Origin of the sequence: Paraburkholderia sp. SUR17, assembly GCF_029536165.1 — a bacterium.
In the GTDB taxonomy this organism is placed as follows: Bacteria; Pseudomonadota; Gammaproteobacteria; order Burkholderiales; family Burkholderiaceae; genus Paraburkholderia; species Paraburkholderia kururiensis.
The window spans coordinates 306273-328266 of record NZ_CP120509.1; the positions used below are offsets into that span (position 1 = coordinate 306273).

General features: G+C 68.0%; 2 protein-coding genes. Both read left to right on the forward strand.

Annotation, left to right across the window (positions count from 1 at the left end):
- Positions 1 to 8 precede the first annotated feature (8 nt).
- Positions 9 to 16220, forward strand: a complete 16212-nt coding sequence (locus P2869_RS18865) for a non-ribosomal peptide synthetase (protein ID WP_277599160.1) — start codon at positions 9 to 11, stop codon at positions 16218 to 16220.
- Complete coding sequence (locus tag P2869_RS18870; protein WP_277599161.1) at positions 16207 to 21918, forward strand: non-ribosomal peptide synthetase; 5712 nt, start codon at positions 16207 to 16209, stop codon at positions 21916 to 21918. Before P2869_RS18865 ends, P2869_RS18870 begins: the two co-directional genes overlap by 14 nt.
- The last annotated feature ends 76 nt before the right edge of the window (positions 21919 to 21994 follow it).

Below are 21994 nucleotides of genomic sequence, written 5' to 3' on the forward strand. Positions count from 1 at the left end.
GGGGCCTCATGCAAGCCAATCAATTCGATCTTCACTTCTTGCCCGCCCGCGTTGCGCGATTCGCCAACGAGCGGCCTCATGCGACAGCCGTTGTGGATCGCGATGGGCCGCTCAACTGGCAGGACCTGTGGGCGTGGTCCGGCCGTCTCGCGTCGAAGCTCGCCCGTGCGCACGTTCAGCCCGGCGATCGCGTGGCCATTGCGTGTCCGCGCGGTGCCGCATTCGTCGCGAGCGTGCTCGCCGTCTGGCGGCTGCGCGGCTGCTACGTGCCGCTCGATCCTGCGTTGCCTGCGGCGCGCCTGCGCTGGCAGGCGCAGGACTGCGCCGCGCGCGTGATCGTGGGCAGCGGCACGACGCTGGGCGAGTGGTGGCCTGAAGGTGTGCCGTTGGTCGATGCGCAGTCGCAGCGTGTTCCACATGACGCCGACACGCAGATCGCGCCGATGCCGCCCGCCGACGACAGCGTCTTCGTCTGGCCCGCCTACGTCATTTACACCTCGGGCTCGACCGGCCAGCCCAAGGGCGTCATGTTGAGCCATGCGGCGCTTGCGGCGTATCTGCGCAGCCTCGCCGAGCGCTTGCCGGATGACATCGCCAGCGCGGCGTGGATATCGACGCCTGCCGCGGACCTGGGTCACACGGCGCTCTTCGGCGCGCTGTGGCACGGCTGGACGCTGCACGCCATCGACGCCGACGTGGCAGGCGACCCCGATGCCTTCGGCACCTACATGGACACGCATGCGGTGGATTTGCTGAAGATCGTGCCTGGCCATCTCGATGCGTTGATGCAGGGCCATGCGCCTGCGTCGGTGTTGCCGCGACGCTGCCTCGTGGTGGGCGGCGAGGCGGCGCCGGTCAGGCTCGCTGCGCAGGTGGCCTTGCTGCGCTCGGGCTGCGTGCTGATCAATCACTACGGGCCTACCGAAACGGCGGTCGGCGTACTCACGCACACGGGCGACGCCGGGCGCGCGACGACGCTGCCGCTCGGCACGCCGCTCGCGCACGTGGAAGCGCGCATCATCGATGCGGACGGCAACGCGGTGCCGAAGGGCGTGACAGGGGAGCTTTGCATCGGTGGGGCGAGCGTGGCCTACGGCTACCTGGGCCGACCATCGCTCACGGCGGAGCGCTTCGTGCCCGATTCCGCGGGACGCGGCGCGCGACTCTATCGCACCGGCGACAAGGGCCGGCGCTTGCCTCGCGGCGAGTTCGCGTTCCTCGGTCGACTCGACGACCAGGTGAAGATTCGCGGCTTTCGTGTGGAACCCGAAGAAATTGCGGCGCGGCTGCGCGGCGAGGAAGGCGTGCGCGATGCGATTGTCATCGCACGTGCAGACGAAGGCGACGGACCGTTGAAGCTCGCGGCGTATCTCACGTCCTCCGCACCGCTCGACATCGACGCCATTCGCGCACGGCTCGCCGCGCAATTGCCCGACTACATGGTGCCGTCGTCGCTGCAGGTGCTTGCGGCGTTGCCGCTGACGGCCAACGGCAAGGTGGATCGCGCGGCACTGCCTGCGTCCTGCGACGAAGCAACGGCGCAACGCACCGTACGCGTCGAGCCGCGCAACGAAGCCGAGCGTGCGCTCGCCGCAATATGGAAGCAGGTGCTCAAACGCGAGGACATCGGCATCTCGGACAACTTCTTCGAGATTGGCGGCGATTCGATACTGAGCCTGCAGATCATCGCGAAGGCGCGCCGCGCAGGGCTCAAGCTCACGCCGAAACAGATGTTCGACTACGCGACCATCGAAGCGGCGGCGCGCGTCGCGATTGCATTGCCCGCCGATGTACCGAGGCCGGGTGCCGCGCAGCCTCCGGTCGCTGGGGTCGATGAACGTGTGGTCGCCGGTGAGCACAACGCAGCAGAGGAAGACGAATGGTTCGCGCAGGCCGGCGTTGCGCGCGATGCCGTGGAAGCGGTTTATCCAGCCACGCCGATGCAACAGGGGTTGCTCTTTCACGGCATGTTCGCGGGCGACCCGGGCCTCTACGTTTCGCAACTGCGCCTGACCCTTGCGAACCTGCGCGTGGATGCAATGCGTCGCGCGTGGGCAATCGTCGTGGCGCGTCATCCCGTGCTGCGTACGCGCTTTGTTTGCCCGCCTGGTGGCGAACCGCTTCAGGTCGTCGAGCGGCACGCCGCGTTGCCGTTCGATCTGCATCCTCTTCAAGCCGAAACGGCCGATGCCTATGAAGCAGCGTTCCAGAGCGCACGCGCTTCGATTGAGGCTCGTGGTTTCGATCTGCAGGCCGCGCCGCTCATGCGTGTCGATGCCTTCGTGCGGCCGGACGGTGCGCATGACGTGCTCTGGACGCACCACCATGCATTGACGGATGGCTGGAGCACGGCGCAGGTGGCGTCCGAGGTCGTGCGCGCCTATGCCGCGCTGGTCGATGGACACGAGCCCGGCATGACGCCCGATGCCACGTTCGATAACGCGCCAGGGTCGCGCTACGTGGACTATGTGCGCTGGCTGCGTCGGCAGCCCGACGTGAGCGCCTTCTGGCGCACGCGACTTGCCGCGTTCCAGACGTCCGCCGGTCTTGCGGATGCGCTCGGCGGCAATGCGTTCTTCGATTCAAACCGCGTGCCGCGAGGCGCCGCTGGGAACGACGCGAACGAGACCCGGCGTGTCGTGCGCGAAATCGGCGCGATGGACTACGCACGTGCCCAACGTGCGGCGCGGCGTGCGCAGGTCACGCTCAACACGCTTGTACAAGGGGCCTGGGCTCTTGTGCTCGCGCATTTTTCGGGGCGCGGCCAGGTGGTGTTCGGCACCACCATGTCGGGGCGGCCTGCGGAATTGCCCGCGGCGCAGTCCATTGTCGGGCTCTTCATCAACAGCCTGCCGCTGGCCGTCGATGTCGAACCTGCTGCACCCATCGCCGCCTGGCTTGCCGCGCTTCAGCGCAGCAACGCCGAATTGCGCGAGGTCGAGCACACGCCGCTCGCCTCGTTGCAGCAGTGGGCGGGAGTGCGTGGCAGTTCGCCCTTCGACAGCCTCGTCGTATTCGAAAACTATCCGCTCGACGAAGCTATCGATGCGAAGCGCGAGGCCGTCGGTCTGCGCGGCGTCGATGCCTACAGCCGCACGCATTTGCCCCTTACGCTCGTGGCTGCACCGCGTGGGACGGCGCCGCAAATACGGGGTGAGGGGCTCCGGATCGAATGGCATTGGCACGCCGCGCATGTTTCGGAGAATGCGGTGTTGCGGCTTGCAACGCATTTCGAACGCGTGCTCGATCGAATGGCTCAACGGGTCGAAGCATCGGACGACGCTCGGCTGCGCGACATCGCGCTCGACGATGTAACCGCGGATGCCGGGCGCACATCGTCCACGTTCCCTTTCGAGGCCGTGACCACGCGCATCGAAACACAGGCCAGGGTGCGACCGGATGCTGTCGCAATCCGCTTTACCGGCGACGATGGTGTGCCCGCGTCGGTAACGTATCGCGAACTCGATGCATGGTCGGCTCGCATTGCGCAGGGGTGCCTGCATGTTTGCGCAGGAGCGGGCGAGCGTCGCATCGGCGTAGCAATGACGCGCTCGCCCGCTCTGGTTGCTGCGATACTCGGCGTGCTGCGTTCGGGCGCGGCCTATGTGCCGCTCGATCCCGCCTATCCCGACGACCGCTTGCGCGAGATCGCGCTCGATGCGGGGCTCGACGCGGTGCTCACCGAGCCCGCGCACATGCCAAGGCTTGCATCGCTGCTGCCGGGCGTCGCGTTGCTTGATGAAAGCGTGTTGCGAGTTCAGGGCGATGCTTCGCAGGTAGACGCAACGTTTGCGCAACCGCATGCGCAGCAGCTTGCATACGTGATCTACACGTCGGGCTCGACAGGCCGCCCCAAAGGCGTGGGCATCACGCACGCGGACGTGGCGCGTCTCTTCGACGCCACGCAGTCCCGCTTCGGCTTCAACGCGCAGGACGTATGGGTGCTGTTCCACTCGTACGCGTTCGACTTCTCCGTGTGGGAGATCTTCGGCGCACTCGTGCACGGCGGCCGGCTCGTGATCGTGCCGCACTGGACAGCGCGCGAGCCATCGGCCTTCCACGCGCTGCTCAGGCGCGAAGGCGTGACGGTGCTGAACCAGACACCGTCTGCGTTCGTGCAACTGACGCAGGCCGACCGCGACAACACGCTGACGGCGCTGCGCACGGTGATCTTCGGCGGGGAACGTCTGGAGCCGGCATCCATTGCGCGCTGGGCCGAAGGTGCGAAGGCAAAGGGTGTGCTGCCGTCGCTCGTGAACATGTACGGCATCACCGAGACCACGGTTCACGTGACTTACCGCCTGCTCGATGACGCGGCACTGAAGGCGGGGCGTAGTGTGATCGGCACGCCCCTGGACGACCTCACGCTGCAGGTGCTGGACGCGGACCTGAACCGCGTGCCGGTGGGCGCGGTGGGTGAACTGTACGTGGGTGGCGCGGGGCTCGCGCGCGGCTATCTGGGCAGGCCAGGGCTCACGGCGGAACGCTTCGTGCCCGATCCGTACGGCGAGCCGGGTGCACGCCTGTACCGCTCGGGCGACGTTGCGCGTCGGCTGCCCGATGGCGACCTGGAGTACCTGGGACGCAACGACGCCCAGGTGAAGCTGCGCGGCTTCCGCATCGAACCGGGGGAGATCGAGGCGGCGCTGCTGGCACACGAAGCGGTGCGCGAGGCGGCGGTTGTGGTCGCAGGCGGAGAGGGTGCGGAAAAGCGGCTGGTGGCCTACGTGGTGCCCGAAAACAGCGAGAGCGGAACCGACGTTGCACGCTGGCAGACCTGGCTCAGTGCGCGTCTGCCGTTGCATATGGTGCCAAGCTCGTACGTGGAACTCGAACGTTTGCCGCTCACGCCCAACGGCAAGCTGGATCGCCGGGCGTTGCCTGTACCGGAATTCGCGTCCACGTCGCCGCTTTCGTTCGTGGCGCCTCGCGACGAAACCGAAGCGAAGCTCGCAGCGATCTGGCAGGACGTGCTGGGCGTCGACCGTGTTGGCGCGCGCGATGATTTCTTCCGGCTTGGCGGCCATTCGCTGCTCGCCGTTCGGGCCATCTCGGCCATGCGTGCCGTGTTCGGCGATGCCCCCACGCTGCGCGCGCTATTCGAACACCCCGTGCTCGAAGACTTCGCCGCGATCGTGCGCGGCACGTCGTCTGCGCAGGCAGAGGCGTCGACACTCAGCGGTAACGACAGCGACGAAGGCGACGGCGCGCGTCACCCGATCGTGGATTGCGCCCTCGGCGCACCGATACCGCTCTCTGCATCGCAGGAAAGCCTGTGGTTCATCTGGAAGCTGGATCCGCGCAGCAGCGCCTATCACGTGAGTGGCGCGTTGCGTTTCGATGGTCGCCTCGACGTGGACGCGCTGCGTGCCGCATTCGCTGCGTTGAGCGTTCGTCATCCGGCGCTGCGCATGCGCTTTGGCGAGACGGAGGGCGTTGCGCATCAACGTGTGGATGCCGGGGCGGCTGCACAAATTCGTTTGCTCGATCTGCAACGGCCCGACGCAAGCGCGGAAGAGGCAACGGTGACTGCGCGTCTGAGCGAACTTGCGCGTGAGCCGTTCGACCTTATGGCCGAGCCGCCCGTGCGTGCAACGCTGGTTCGTCTCGCCGACAACCAGCATGTGCTGCATCTCGTGCTTCATCACATCGTTGGCGACGACTGGTCGGTGGGCCTGTTGTTCGACGATTTTTCGCGGCTCTATCGCGCATTCGCCGCAGGTCGTGCCGGCGAGCGCGGCGATGAAACGGCGGTTGCCGCTGCCGCATGGACCGCCTACTGCGACGTGATGCAGAGGCGCGCCGCGCGCCTCACGCCCGAGCGAGAGAGAACCCAGTTGAACTGGTGGTGCACCGAACTTGCCACCGACGACGAAACGACGCACCTGCTCGCGCTGCCATTCGACCGCATTCGCACCGACGCGCGGCGCGCGCCGGGCGCACGGCTCCACATACGTGTGCCGGCCGCGACCACCGAGGCGCTGCGCGCGTTGGCCGACAAGCGCCAGGCCACGCTCTTCATGGCCCTGCTCGCAGCGTTCGACGCGCTGCTCTATCGCTACACCGGTGAGCGCGACATCCGCATCGGTGTGCCGCTTGCGGGCCGCGATCTGCCTGGCGCGGCGAACGTCGCCGGCTTTTTCGTCAACACCGTCGTGCTGCGCACGGCACCGCACGGTGCAATGCATGTTGGGCAATTGATCGACGATGTGCGTGAGCGGCTGCTGGGCGCTTACGCGAACCAGGACGTGCCGTTTGCGCGCGTCGTCAAGGCATTGCAGCCCGAGCGCGACCTCGCGCGAACGCCGCTCTTCCAGGTGCTCGTCAATCAACAGCAACACCATGATCTCGGCTCGTCGTTCGGCGATGCGTTGAACGTGACGGTGCAACCGACGCACAACGGCGAGGCGCAATTCGACTTGATGCTCAACATCGCGCAGAGGCCGGATGCGGGGCTCGATCTCGCGTTCACCTACGCCACCGATGTGTTTGATGCATCCACGATCGAACGCCTCGCACACAATTTCGCGGGACTGCTCGACGCATGGACCACGAACCCCGAGCGGCCGCTTGCGTCGTTCGAACTGCCCGAACTGCGTGATGAACCGACACCGCGTGCCAAGGCGTGCTGGCCCGAACCGCTCGACGTTGCGTCGCGTATCGCGATGCGCGCGGCGCAACGCGGTGACGCGATTGCGGTGATCGATGGCGAACAACGCGTGACCTACGCGCAGCTCGATGTCTGGTCTCGCGCGATTGCGGCTGAACTGAAACGGTGCGGCGTGAAGGCCGAAACGCGCGTCGGGGTCGCGATGCAGCGCTCCACTGCGCTGGTTGCTGCGCTGCTGGGCGTGCTGCGTTCGGGCGCGACCTATGTGCCGCTCGACCCGTCGTATCCGCGTGAGCGCCTTGCGCACATCGTCGAGGATGCGCGGCTGGGCCCCATCGTGGCCGATGCCGAAAGCCTCGCACAGCATGACGACCTGTTCGCGTGGCGTCCGGTGATCGATGCCGGGGCGTTGCGCAACGTTGTTGCCGGTATTGAAGAGGAGCGTTTCGTTCCTCCGCATGCGCAGCAGCTTGCATACGTGATCTACACGTCGGGCTCGACAGGCCGCCCCAAAGGCGTGGGCATCACGCACGCGGACATGGCGCGTCTCTTCGATGCCACGCAGTCCCGCTTCGGCTTCAACGGGCAGGACGTATGGACGCTGTTTCACTCGTACGCATTCGACTTCTCCGTGTGGGAGATCTTCGGCGCACTCGTGCATGGCGGCCGGCTCGTGATCGTGCCGCACTGGACAGCGCGCGAGCCATCGGCCTTCCACGCGCTGCTCAGGCGCGAAGGCGTGACGGTGCTGAACCAGACACCGTCTGCGTTCGTGCAACTGACGCAGGCCGACCGCGACAACACGCTGACGGCGCTGCGCACGGTGATCTTCGGCGGGGAACGTCTGGAGCCGGCATCCATTGCGCGCTGGGCCGAAGGTGCGAAGGCAAAGGGTGTGCTGCCGTCGCTCGTGAACATGTACGGCATCACCGAGACCACGGTTCACGTGACTTACCGCCTGCTCGATGACGCGGCACTGAAGGCGGGGCGTAGTGTGATCGGCACGCCCCTGGACGACCTCACGCTGCAGGTGCTGGACGCGGACCTGAACCGCGTGCCGGTGGGCGCGGTGGGTGAACTGTACGTGGGTGGCGCGGGGCTCGCGCGCGGCTATCTGGGCAGGCCAGGGCTCACGGCGGAACGCTTCGTGCCCGATCCGTACGGCGAGCCGGGTGCACGCCTGTACCGCTCGGGCGACGTTGCGCGTCGGCTGCCCGATGGCGACCTGGAGTACCTGGGACGCAACGACGCCCAGGTGAAGCTGCGCGGCTTCCGCATCGAACCGGGGGAGATCGAGGCGGCGCTGCTGGCACACGAAGCGGTGCGCGAGGCGGCGGTTGTGGTCGCAGGCGGAGAGGGTGCGGAAAAGCGGCTGGTGGCCTACGTGGTGCCCGAAAACAGCGAGAGCGGAACCGACGTTGCACGCTGGCAGACCTGGCTCAGTGCGCGTCTGCCGTTGCATATGGTGCCAAGCTCGTACGTGGAACTCGAACGTTTGCCGCTTACGCCGAACGGCAAGCTGGATCGCCGGGCGTTGCCCGCGCCCGAAGCGACGAGTACGACACGCGCGGTGGCACCGTCGAGCCCCGACGAAGAAGCGTTGCTCGCGGTCTGGCGCAACGTATTGCGTCGCGACGATATCGGCGTGACCGACAACTTCTTCGTCGTTGGCGGCGATTCGATCCTGAGCTTGCAGATCGTCGCCAAGGCGCGCGACGCCGGGCTGCATCTGACGCCGCGCATGGTGTTCGAGGCGCCGACTGTCGAGAGCCTGGCACGCGCGGCGCGGGCCGCGTCGCCGCAGCACGCACGCAGCGACGCGCAGTCCGCGGGTACCGGCACGTCGTATTCGACCGATCTCTGGCGCGCACTCGGTCTCGCGCCCGAGCACATCGAAGACGTCTATCCGGCCACGCCGCTGCAAAGCGGGCTGCTCTATCACTCGCTTGTTGCGGAGCCGGGGCAGACGGCGTACCTGAACCAGATGCGTGTCACGCTCACGGGCACGATTGACGGAGACGCGATGCGCGCGGCGTGGCAGGCCGCGCTCGAACGTCACGCCGTTCTGCGCACGTGCTTTGCGTGGTCGCACGGCGGTGAGGCGATGCAGATCGTCCATCGGCGGCTCACGTTGCCGTTCGAGATGCACGACTGGTCTGCTGCCGGCGACTACGATGCGCGTCTTGCTGCCTGGCGCGAGCGCGATCTCGCTGCGGGCATGGCACTCGATGCTGCGCCATTGATGCGCATTGCGCTGTTCGTGCGCGACGCACGCACGGTCGATCTGGTCTGGACGCACCATCATGTGCTGCTCGATGGCTGGAGCGTGGCGAGTCTGGTTGGGGAAATTTTGCGGGACTATCGGGCGCGTGTGGCGGGTACGTCCGTCGTTTTTGAATCCGCTGCGCCGTATCGTCAGTATGTCGAATGGATTCGCGCGGCGGCGAGCGACGCTGAGACGCAGGCCTGGTGGCGCGAGCGCACCGCGCAGGCGTTCTGCGAGGACGACCCCGCGACGCTCACGGCGAGCGTTCCTGCGCCACGCGTGCAGGAAGCGGGCACGCATGCGCGCAGGCAACGGATCGATGCCACGCTGGCTTCGCAACTTCAGGCTGCGGCGCGCCGCTACGAAGTCACGCTCAATACGCTGATGCAAGGAGCGTGGGCCGTGGTGCTTGCGCGCTACGGACATCGGCGCAGCGTTGCGTATGGCACGACGTTTTCGGGGCGTCCCGCGCATGTGCCGGGCATCGACCGCATGCTGGGCCTTTTCATCAACACGCTACCCGTGTGGGTGGAGGTGAAGGCGGACGCGGACGTGGGCGTGTGGCTGCGCGACTTGCAGCAGGCGTTTGCGACGCTGCGGCAGTACGAGCACACACCGCTCGCGCAGGTGCAGCAGTGGGCAGGGCGCAGCGGTGATGCGCTGTTCGACAGCCTCGTGGTGTTCGAGAACTACCCCGTGGACGTTGCGCGCGATGGCGACGGCGACCTCGAAATTGGCGCCGTTGAATCGGTGGACCCGACGCACTATCCGCTGGCACTCGCGATCATTCCGCGAGCGCAGGGGTTGGCGCTCGAATGGTCGTGGGATGGGGCGCGGATTGATCGCACGACGGTGGAGCGTCTGGCGACGCACTACGAGACGGTGCTGCGGCAGCTGGGGGAGGACTCTGCACGGCGTGTCGGCGAGCTTGAGCTGTTGCCGCGTGGTTCCGGTGAAGCAGCGTTGACGCGCTATCCGTTCATGTCTTTAGGGGCAGCGCTGGTGGCGCAGGCGCAGCGCACGCCCTCAGCTGTGGCGGTGCGCTGCGAGGACGAATCGCTGGGCTACGGCGAACTCGATGCATGGTCGGCGGCGGTCGCGTGGCAACTCATGGACCGCGGCGCAGGCGCCGAACATCGCGTGGGACTGTGCGTGCGACGCGGCCCGGCGCTGATCGCGTCGCTGGTGGGCATCATCCGCTCGGGGGCGGCCTTCGTGCCGCTGGACCCGGAGTACCCGGCCGCACGCCTGACGCAGATGATGGAGGACGCGGGCATCACGCGCGTGGTGGCCGACGCGGTGAGCGCGCAGCGCATGGCCGGCGTGCTGGCGGGCTGCGAGGTGATCGATGTCGGGCAGCACGATGAAGTGCCAGCCGGCGGCTTCACTGCAACGCTGCATCCCGACCAGCTTGCCTACGTGCTGTACACCTCCGGCTCCACAGGCCGCCCCAAGGGCGTGGCGGTGAGCCACGGCGCGCTGTGGACGCACCTGCAGGACTTCCTCGCGACCTACGGCATCAGCGCGGCCGACACGGTGCTGCACTCGTCGACGGTCAACTTCGACGTGGCGCTGCACGAGACGCTGCCGGCGCTGCTCACGGGTGCGACCGTGGAGATGCGCGGCGAACAGCCGTGGGACCTGCAGGGGCTGGGCGAGCGGCTGGTGAGCCGCGGCGTGACCTTCGCGCGCATTCCGACGGCGCTGTGGCAGCAGTGGCAGCGCCATGCGCCGCCGCGCGGGGCCCTGCGCCTGCGGCAGGTGACGGTGGGCGGCGAGGCGCTGCCGGGCGATGCGCTCGCGCACTGGCGCGGGGGACCGCTCGGCGACATCCGGCTGGACAACCTCTACGGCCCCACGGAGACCACGATAGCGGCGCTGTACCGCCGGACACAGGACGAAGACACGGGCGAGGTAACGGTGCCGATCGGCCGCCCCTATCCGGGCCGCACGGCCCGCGTGCTGGACGCATTCGGCGACGGGGCCCCGGTGGGCGGTCTGGGCGAACTGTGCATCGGCGGCCCGACGGTGGCACGCGGGTACCTGGGGCGTGCCGCGCTCACGGCGGAGCGCTTCGTGCCGGACCCGTACGGCGGACCCGGTGCACGCCAGTACCGCAGCGGCGACCTGTGCCGCATGCGCGAGGACGGCACGGTGGAATTCCTCGGGCGGCTGGACCAGCAGGTGAAGCTGCGCGGGCAGCGCATCGAGCCGGGGGAGATCGAGGCGGTGCTGCGGCAGTGCCCGGGCGTGCGCGAGGCGGCGGTGGTGGTGACGGGCAAGGGGGACAGGCGCAGGCTGGCGGCGTATGTGTCCGGGGACACACGGCCCGATATCCTGCAGCGGGCGCTGGAGCAGAAGCTGCCGGGCTACATGGTGCCGTCGTCGGTGACGGTGCTGGAGCGTCTGCCGTGGATGCCCAGCGGCAAGCTGGACCGGGCCGCGCTGCCGCCGCCGCAGGAGGTACCGCGCGGGCGGGTGGAAGCGTCGAACGAGACCGAGGCGCTGCTGCTGTCGGTCTGGTGCGCGGTGCTGGGCCGCGACGACCTGGGCGTGACGGAGAACTTCTTTGAGGCGGGGGGCGATTCGATCCAGAGCCTGCAGATCATCGCGAAGGCGAGACAGGCGGGGCTGAAGCTCACGCCGCGGCAGGTGTTCGAGCATCCGACGGTGGCCGCGCTCGCGCAGCGCGTGGAGCGGCTTGATGTGCAGGCCACCGTGAACGTGGTCGGAGACGATGAGCCGCTTGCGCTCACGCCGATCCAGCGGCTGTTCTTCGAACGCTATCCGCAGGGGGAATCGCACTGGAACCAGGCGGTGCTGCTGAAGGTGCGGGGCCGTCTGGACGTGCCGGCGCTGGAGCGTGCCGCGAGGGCCCTGGCGCAGCGTCACGACGCGCTGCGGCTGCGGTTCGTGAAGCGGGAAGAGGGCTGGAAGCAGGTCGCGGTACATGAGATCGGTGAAGACCTGGTGCGCAGCGGACCGCTGGCGTCACTGGGGGAACTGGAGGCGGCGTGCGGGCGTATCCAGGCGAGCCTGGATATCGAACGTGGACCGGTGTGGCGGCTGGGGTACTTCGAGACGCCGGAAGGGGAAGTGCGGCTGCTGGTGGCGATCCACCATCTGTCGGTGGACGGTGTGTCGTGGCGTGTGCTGCTCGACGAACTGCAGACGGCGTACGGGCAGGCTGAGTGCGGTGAGCCCGTCACGTTGCCGGCGCCATCGACATCGTGGCGTTCGTGGGTGCGTCATCTGCTTCGCTATGCGCAAACAGAGCCGGTGCAATCCGAAGCATCGTGGTGGCAGCAGGCACTCTCCGCGTTCGACGCCGCGGCCGATCTGCCGTTCCGCCCCGCCGCGGGCACGCGTATGGCGCACAGCGCGACCCTCGACTGGACTCTCGACGCCGCACGCACGCGCGATCTGCTGCAAAACGCTTCGCGTGCATACCGCACGCGAGTCGATGAATTGCTGCTCGCGGCGCTGGCGCGTGCACTCGGAAAATGGAGCGGCGCGAAGGAGGTTGCCGTCGAACTCGAAGGCCATGGCCGCGAAGATGTGATCGACGGCGTGGACCTGAGTCGCACTGTCGGCTGGTTCACCACGCGTTTTCCCGTCGCGTTGCCCGCTGCGCACGTCGCGCCCGGCGACGCGCTCGTCGCGGTGAAGACGCGCGTGCGCGCCGTGCCGCACAAGGGACTGCATTGGGGCTTGCTCGATGCGAGTCGCGAGCGTCGGCGTCCGGCGGTGAGCTTCAACTATCTGGGCCGCTTCGATCAGTCGCTCGATGCCGACTCGCGCTTCACGTTCAGCGCCGAGCCTGCGGGCGCCACGCACGGCGACGGCGCGCGGCTCGACTACGCGCTGGACCTCAACGGCATCGTCACAGGCGACACGCTGCTGCTGCGCTGGCGTTTCGATCCGGCGAGGATCGATCGCGAAACGGTGGAGCGTCTTGTAGCCGACTTCGATTTCGAAGTCGGCTCGCTCATCGCGCACTGCATGGTTGCGCCGCCCGGCGCAAGCGCATCCGACTTCCCGCTCTCGGGCCTTGACGACGCGCAGTTGCGCGCGCTCGGTCTGCGGCTGGGCAGCGTTGCAGACATTTACCCCGCCACGCCGCTGCAACAGGGGTTGCTCTATCACAGCGAGCTTGCTCACGGCCAGGGCGTCTACGTGAACCAGCTTCAGCTGACGCTTGCTGGTCCCTTCGACGCCAACGCGCTACGCGCCGCGTGGCAGGCCGCCGTCGCGCGTCACGCCGCATTGCGTACGCGGTTTGTACGGCATCCTGACGGTATGTTGATGCAGGTGGTGGAGCGCGAGGCGGCGTTGCCGTTCACGGTGCACGACTGGCGCGATATCGGCAATGCCCACGCCTCGGACTACGAGGCTCGCCTTGCGACGTGGCGAGCGGCCGATCTCGCGGCGGGCATCGATGCATCGCAGGCGCCGCTCATGCGCGTCAACGTGTTCCTGCGTCCAGACGGCCGCTTCGATCTCGTGCGCACCCACCATCACGTGCTCACCGACGGCTGGAGCGGTGCGCGGCTCCTGAACGAAGTCTTCGACGACTACGAACGCGCGCTCGGCGCACGGCATGAAGCGGCACGGGTGGCGACGGTGCCGCCGCCGTACCGCCGCTATGTGGAGTGGCTTGCTAAGCAGCCCGATCCGCGGGACTGGTGGCTCGAGAGGCTCGCGGCGCTCGACGATCCAGGCACGCTGACGGCGAGCCTTGCCGCGTCGCGTGAGAGCCCTGAGCGCGCGCCGACAGAAGTTGTGACGCAAAGGGCCGTGACACAAAAGGCCGTGACGCAGCTCGACGCCGCGCTCGACCAGCGCGTGCGCCGCGCGGCACAGCGTTATCGCGTGACGCTCAACACGCTCATGCAAGGCGCGTGGGCCGTGCTGCTCGCGCGGCTGAGCGGCAAGTCCACCGTCGCGTTCGGCGTCACGGTGTCGGGTCGCCCGGCCACGCTTGCAGGCGCGGAGGAGATGTTCGGTCTCTTCATCAACAGCTTGCCCGTGTTCGTACGTGTACCCGGCGAGGCAGCGGTGTCGGACTGGCTGGCAGAGGTGCAGCGCTGGAACCTGGAGGTGCGCGAAGTGGAGCACACGCCGCTGGCTTCGTTGCAGCAATGGGCGGGGCGAAGCGGCGATGCGCTGTTCGACAGCCTCATCGTCTTCGAAAACTATCCCGTTGCCGCGCGTGCGGAACGCGTGACGGGCAGCGACGCGAGCCGCTTGCGCGTGGAGCGTGTGGATGCCGTTGAGCGCACGCACTATCCGCTGACGCTGACCATCCTGCCGGCAAAGCAGCTCGAACTGCATTGGGGCTGGGACAGCCGGCGGCTCGATCAGGCGCAGATCGCTGCGTTGCAGCGGCACTATTTGATGCTGCTCGATGCGCTGGCCGAGGAAGGCGAGCACGCGGCGCGTTTTATCGGCGACGTAGTCGTGCAGCGCGGTGCGCCTCATGCCGAAGCGTTGCCCGAAACAGCGTGGCTTGCGTGCCACGAGCGCTTCGCCGCCGAGGCCGCGCGTGTGCCGACGCGCATCGCGGTGCGTCAGCACGGCGCCGCCTTCGACTATGCGACGCTGGCGCGCTGGGCTGCGGCAATCGACGCACGACTGCGCGCAAGCGGCGTGGCTCGCGAAGAACGCGTCGCCGTCTGTATGCGCCGATCGCCGGCTCTCATCGCGAGCATGCTCGGTGTGTGGCGCAGCGGCGCGGCGTACGTGCCGCTCGATCCGTCGTTCCCGGCCGACCGTTTGCGCTTCATGCTCGATGACGCGGGCATTACGCGAATCATTGCGGATACCGAAGGAATCGAGCGACTTGAAGATGGGCTTGATGGGCGCATCGTGATCGACGCAGATCTGCCCACGAACGCGGAAAGTGCAGGGCCGCTGCCGGCACGGCCCGTTACTGCAGATCAGCTTGCTTACGTCATCTACACGTCGGGATCGACAGGCCGTCCGAAGGGCGTCGCGGTTTCGCATGGCGCACTGGCGAGGCTCATCGCGAGCGTGGGTATCGCGCCAGGCCTTTCCGAACACGACGTGCTGCTTTCGGTCACGACGTCCTCGTTCGATATCTCGTTGCTCGAATTCTGCTTGCCCCTCACGAAGGGCGCGTGCATCGAGCTTGCCGATGCGCAAACGGCCGGCAATGGCGAAGCGCTCGCCGCGCTGATCGAGACGAGCGGCGCCACGGCCATGCAGGCCACGCCGAGCGGCTGGCGCTTGCTGGTGGAAGCAGGCTGGCGCGGCCCCGCAGACGGGCGTGGCTTCGCAGCCCTCTCGGGAGGCGAAGTGCTGGCGCCCGACCTTGCCGCGCAATTGATGGCGCGCGGCGTCTCGCTCTGGAACCTGTACGGGCCGACTGAAACGACGATCTGGTCCACGTGCGCGCGCGTCGTGCCTCGCGGGGCCGTCACGATCGGTCGCGCGCTGCATGCGAACACGCTGCGCATCGTCGATGCGAGTGGGGCGCTGACACTGCAAGGCGGCATCGGCGAGCTTTGCATCGGCGGCGACAACCTGGCGCGCGGTTATCTCGGTCGCGCTGCGCTCACGGCTGAGCGCTTCGTGCCCGATCCGTGGGGACCGCCCGGCGCGCGGATGTACCGCACGGGCGACCTTGCACGCGAGCGGCGCGAGGGCGACATCGAATGCCTGGGTCGCATCGACCAGCAGGTGAAGCTGCGCGGATATCGCATTGAGCCTGGCGAGATCGAAGCGGCGCTGCGCGAGTTCGATAGCGTAAGCGACGCGGCCGTTGCGCTCGTGCCGGGCGTGGGCAATGCGGAGCCGCGGTTGATTGGCTATGTCGTGGTGAACGACGGCCGGGCGTTGCCGCAGGAATGGCGGGCAACGCTGCGTGCGCGCTTGCCGGCCTACATGGTGCCGGCCGCGATCCATGTAATCGACGCGCTGCCGCGCACCGCGAACGGCAAGCTCGACCGCAATGCACTCGCGCGCTTCGGCGATCGGGGTGCGGACGACGTGTCGTGGGCCGAACCCGTGGGCGAAGCGCAGACACTGATCGCGCAGGCATTCGGCGAGGTGCTGGGCATTGCGCGCGTTGGCGCGGATGACGACTTCTTCGTAATGGGCGGCCATTCTCTCGCGGCGGTGCGCGTGATTGCGCGGCTCTCGGAGGGGCTGGGCCGAAAGGTGGCGCTCGCGATGCTATTCGACGCTTCCACGCCCGCGCGACTCGCCGCGGCACTTGCCACCGATACCACTGATGCCGCCGATGCCGCTACAGCCGACGCACCGCGAGCGCAAGCCGCCGCATTGCAGGCACTCGACGGACTGTTCGATGAACTCGATTGAGGCGCTCCACGATATGTCGACTACGGCGACCAACGAACCGGCTGTCAGTGCGGTTGCACAAACCGATGCGATGCACGGCGAGGCTCCTGCGGTGGCGCACACCGCATCCGGCTTTCAGGGCGGTCAGGACGCTACGAGCCAGGCGCTCGCCATCTCGCGCAAATACGCGGCACTGCCGGTGCAACAGCGGCGTCGCTTTCGCGAGAGGGTGCGCGAGCAGGGCATCGATCCGGCGCACTTGCCTGTCGTGCCGCTTTCGCGCGATTCGTCCGAGCGGGATGACGGCGGCCGTTGTTATCCGCTGTCCGCGTCGCAGCAGCGGCTCTGGTTTCTGTGGAACGTCGATCCGTCGAGCCCTGCCTACAACCTTTCGCGTGCGATGAGGCTGACGGGCGCGCTCGACGTTCGCGCGCTGCGTCGTGCGTTCGATGCGCTCGTTGCACGGCATGGTGCGCTGCGCGCAACCTTCATCGAGCGGGATGGCACGGCGCTTCAGCGGATCGCTAACGCAGCAGGCTACGCGTGGCGGGAGCGTGTGCTCGATGAGCCGGCTGCATTGAGCAAGACGTTGCGCGAAGCGGCGCGCGAGCCGTTCGATCTGCGAGCGGGGCCGATGCTGCGTGTCGATCTGATTGCGCTTGATACGGACTGCCACGTTTTGCTCGTCGTGACCCATCACATCGTTTCGGATGGCTGGTCGCAGGCGTTGCTCGTGCGCGAACTGGCGGCGCTGTACGGTGCTGCGATTAGAAGTGATGGGCGCGAAGAGAGGGAAGGAAGCGATATTGCGCGGTCGTTGCCGCAGCCCGGCATTCATTTTGGCGACGTCGCTGCGTGGCAGGAAGAATGGCGCGACGGCGTGCCCGACGACGACCTCGCCTACTGGATTGCCCGGCTCGGCGTGGAGCGGCCTGCGCTCGAATTGCCGCTCGATCGTGCGCGACCCGCGGTGCGCAGCGTGGATGGCGGGCGCTGCCGCGTGGACGTGAGCGCCGAACTCGCGCGGCCGTTGCGTGACCTCGCGCGCCGACACGGTACGACGCTGTTCACGGTGCTGCTCGGCGCCTATGCGGCGCTGCTGTACCGATATGGCGGGCAGACGTGCATACGCATAGGCGTGCCGTCGGCAGGCAGGCGACGACGCGAAACGGAGGCGCTGATCGGTTATTTCGTGAATACGCTCGTCATCGAGGCCGACGTTTCTGGCGCCATGCCGTTCGATGCGCTGCTTGCGGGCTTGCATGCACGTGTGCTGGAGGCACAGGAGCACCAGGACGTGTCGTTCGGCCGCGTGGTCGATTCGCTTCATCTCGAGCGCGACCTTGGCCGCGCGCCGCTCTTTCAGGTGATGTTCAACCTCGAACAGGCGACGAGCGAGGCGTCGGTGGCGATGCCGAGTCTCGTCGTGCAGGCCGAGGAAAGCGGAACGGGCACGGCGCGGTTCGATCTCGCGCTGAACGTGGTCGATGACGGGCACGCGCTGAGGCTGATGTTCAATTACGCGGTCGATGTGTTCAATCGCACGACGGTGGAGCGTCTGGCGACGCACTACGAGACGGTGCTGCGGCAGCTGGGGGAGGACTCTGCGCGGCGTGTCGGCGAGCTTGAGCTACTGACGCGTGGTTCCGGTGAGGCTACGTTGACGCGCTATCCGTTCGGGTCTTTAGGGGCAGCGCTGGTGGCGCAGGCGCAGCGCACGCCCTCAGCCGTGGCGGTGCGCTGCGAGGACGAATCGCTGGGCTACGGCGAACTCGATGCATGGTCGGCAGCAGTCGCCCGGCAACTCATGGAACGCGGCGCAGGCGCCGAACATCGCGTGGGACTGTGCGTGCGACGCGGCCCGGCGCTGATCGCGGCGCTGGTGGGCATCATCCGCTCGGGGGCGGCCTTCGTGCCGCTGGACCCGGCGTACCCGGCCGCACGCCTGACGCAGATGATGCAGGACGCGGGCATCACGCGCGTGGTGGCCGACGCGGTGAGCGCACAGCGCATGGCCGGTGTGCTGGCGGGTTGCGAGGTGATCGATGTCGGGCAGCACGATGAAGTGCCAGCCGGCCGCTTCGTGTCCCCGCTGCATCCCGACCAGCTTGCCTACGTGCTGTACACCTCCGGCTCCACAGGCCGCCCCAAGGGCGTGGCGGTGAGCCACGGCGCGCTGTGGACGCACCTGCAGGACTTCCTCGCGACCTACGGCATCAGCGCGGCCGACACGGTGCTGCACTCGTCGACGGTCAACTTCGACGTGGCGCTGCACGAGACGCTGCCGGCGCTGCTCACGGGTGCGACCGTGGAGATGCGCGGCGAACAGCCGTGGGACCTGCAGGGGCTGGGCGAGCGGCTGGTGAGCCGCGGCGTGACCTTCGCGCGCATTCCGACGGCGCTGTGGCAGCAGTGGCAGCGCCATGCGCCGCCGCGCGAGGCCCTGCGCCTGCGGCAGGTGACGGTGGGCGGCGAGGCGCTGCCGGGCGATGCGCTCGCGCACTGGCGCGGGGGACCGCTCGGCGACATCCGGCTGGACAACCTCTACGGCCCCACGGAGACCACGATAGCGGCGCTGTACCGCCGGACACAGGACGAAGACACGGGCGAGGTAACGGTGCCGATCGGCCGCCCCTATCCGGGCCGCACGGCCCGCGTGCTGGACGCATTCGGCGACGGGGCCCCGGTGGGCGGTCTGGGCGAACTGTGCATCGGCGGCCCGACGGTGGCACGCGGGTACCTGGGGCGTGCCGCGCTCACGGCGGAGCGCTTCGTGCCGGACCCGTACGGCGGACCCGGTGCACGCCAGTACCGCAGCGGCGACCTGTGCCGCATGCGCGAGGACGGCACGGTGGAATTCCTCGGGCGGCTGGACCAGCAGGTGAAGCTGCGCGGGCAGCGCATCGAGCCGGGGGAGATCGAGGCGGTGCTGCGGCAGTGCCCGGGCGTGCGCGAGGCGGCGGTGGTGGTGACGGGCGAGGGGGAGAAGCGCAGGCTGGCGGCATATGTGTCTGGCTGTGTATCGGGCGAAGCACAGCCCGATACCCTGCAGCGGACGCTGGAGCAGAAGCTGCCGGGCTACATGGTGCCGTCGTCGGTGACGGTGCTGGAGCGTCTGCCGTGGATGCCCAGCGGCAAGCTGGACCGGGCCGCGCTGCCGCAGCCGCAGGAGGTACCGCGCGGGCGGGTGGGACCGTCGAACGAGACCGAGGCGCTGCTGCTGTCGGTCTGGTGCGCGGTGCTGGGCCGCGACGACCTTGGCGTGACGGAGAACTTCTTCGAGGCGGGGGGCGATTCGATCCAGAGCCTGCAGATCATCGCGAAGGCGAGACAGGCGGGGCTGAAGCTCACGCCGCGGCAGGTGTTCGAGCATCCCACGGTGGCCGCGCTCGCGCAGCGCGTGGAGCGGCTCGAAGCGCAGGCCACCGCGAACGTGGTCGAAGACGATGAGCCGCTTGCGCTCACGCCGATCCAGCGGCTGTTCTTCGAACGCTACCCGCAGGGCGAATCGCACTGGAACCAGGCGGTGCTGCTGAAGGTGCGGGGCCGTCTGGACGTGCCTGCGCTGGAGCGTGCCGCGAGGGCCCTGGCGCAGCGGCACGACGCGCTGCGGCTGCGGTTCGTGAAACAGGAAGAGGGCTGGAAGCAGATCGCAGCGCATGAGATCGGTGAAGACCTGGTGCGCAGCGAACCGCTGGCGTCACTGGGGGAACTGGAGGTGGCGTGCGGGCGCATCCAGGCGAGCCTGGATATCGAACGTGGCCCGGTGTGGCGGCTGGGGTACTTCGAGACGCCGGAAGGGGAAACGCGGCTGCTGGTGGCGATCCACCATCTCTCGGTGGACGGTGTGTCGTGGCGCGTGCTGCTCGACGAACTGCAGACGGCGTACGGGCAGGCTGAGCGCGGCGAACCCATCACGTTGCCGGCGGTATCGACATCGTGGCGCTCGTGGGTGCGTCATCTGCTTCGCTATGCGAGATCCGCGGAACTCATGCACGAGCTGGCATGGTGGCAAGTCGCGCTCGATGCGCCTGCGTTACGTGGCGGTCGCCTCTTTTCCGAGTGCACGCCGCACGCACAGCCACAAAAAACGCTGCGAACAAAACTCTCTGCCGACCTCACCGCGTTGCTGCTGCGCGAGGCGCCGCGCGCGTATCGGCTGCGTGTGGACGAGGTATTGCTCGCGGCGCTATCTCGTTCGATATGCGAAGTAACGTCGCGAGATGAGGTGCTCGTCGAGCTGGAAGGCCATGGCCGCGAAGATGTGATCGAGGGTGTGGACCTGAGTCGCACCGTGGGCTGGTTCACGACGCAGTATCCGCTGGCGTTGCCGGGCGCGTCCGTGGCGCCTGAAGACGCGTTGCTGCGCGTACACGAACGGCTCGGCGCGGTGCCTCGGCGTGGTTTCGGCTGGGGGCTGCTCACGCGATGTGCGGACGAAAGCGCCAGGGCCACGTTGAAGGCACTGCCGGTTCCGGAGATTGCATTCAACTATCTGGGCCGCTTCGAACAGACGTTCCGTACAGGAGATCGTTTCGGCTTTGCGAGCGAGTCGTCGGGGGCTGCGATGGCGGCGCGTGCACGCACGCCGGATCGCGCGCTCGACGTCAATGCCTGGATTGCCGGCGATTCGCTTTCGCTGAGCTGGGGCTACGCGCCGCAATTCGTCAGCGAGGCCGTTGCCCGACAGATCATGACGTCGTTCGAAACGACGCTCGGCGAACTGGTCGAGCACCTGCGTGTGGCTCCATCGTCGGGCCGCGAGCAGGTGGCGTCGCCACGGCCGTCGCCCATGTCGTCGCTCTTGTCGCCATGGCCGCCGGCTCCGGAAGCGCTTCACGCCCGGGCACGTCACGACGACGTGGCCGCGAGCTGGGTGGCGCGCGCAGTCTACGAGTCCGCTTTGCCGGTGCCGCCGGCGCCGGCGTTGTCGGACTGGCTCGCACGCCGTCGCAAAAGCGGGCAGACGATCGAGCGCACGCGCGCCCTGGACGCATCGTCGGACGCATCACCGCCACACGATGCGCGGCTTCCGGCCGTGCCGCTGAATGCGCTCGGCGCGTCCACGATGCTCTTCGCCCTGCATCCGGGCTACGGCATGGTGGGCGAATACCGCACGCTGGCGCAGGCGCTGAATGGCCGCGTGTCCGTCATCGCCTTGCAGGCGCCGGCCCTGCGAGGCGCACCGTGGCGTGGCGAGACGTTCGAGGCGTTGGCCGCCCACTACGCCGCCTGTATCGAAGCGCTTCAGCCCGAAGGGCCGTGCGCGCTGCTCGGATGGTCGTTCGGAGGGCGGCTCGCCGTTGCAATCGCCGACGTACTGGCGCGGCGCGGCAGACGCGTGTCGTTCGTCGGCATCGTGGATACGGCCACGCATCGCGAAGACGGCCTGGAGCCGTTGGCCTCGGACGAGCAGCCGGCCGCATCGTTCGACAAAACCGTTGTGACGCGCGGCGAGCGGACGCTGCTAGGCGAAGCATTCGCCGTCGACGCGATGCATGCCGCGCTGATGGCGCACCACACGTTGCCGCGCATCGACGCCGACCTGCACGTCTGGCGTGCGTTGCGCACCGCCGACCCGCGACGCCGGATGGATTGGGCGCAATGGACCGCGGGGCAGGTGCACTGGCGGGAACTGGATGCCACTCACACGAGCATCGTCCATCACCCGGCGCTGGCAGGGCAGCTTCTGGAAGCGCTTCAGACCGTGACTACCTGACTGGAGGCGAGGAGGGCGAAGGGGCGGATGCCCCTACAAACTGCCAACAACACAAGCGTTTTACGTAATGAGAGTG

What these genes read in the sequence shown, in the direction of transcription:
- P2869_RS18865 (WP_277599160.1), top strand. Translation starts at nt 9, where the DNA reads ATGCAAGCCAATCAATTCGATCTTCACTTCTTGCCCGCCCGCGTTGCG.
- P2869_RS18870 (WP_277599161.1), top strand. Translation starts at nt 16,207, where the DNA reads ATGAACTCGATTGAGGCGCTCCACGATATGTCGACTACGGCGACCAAC.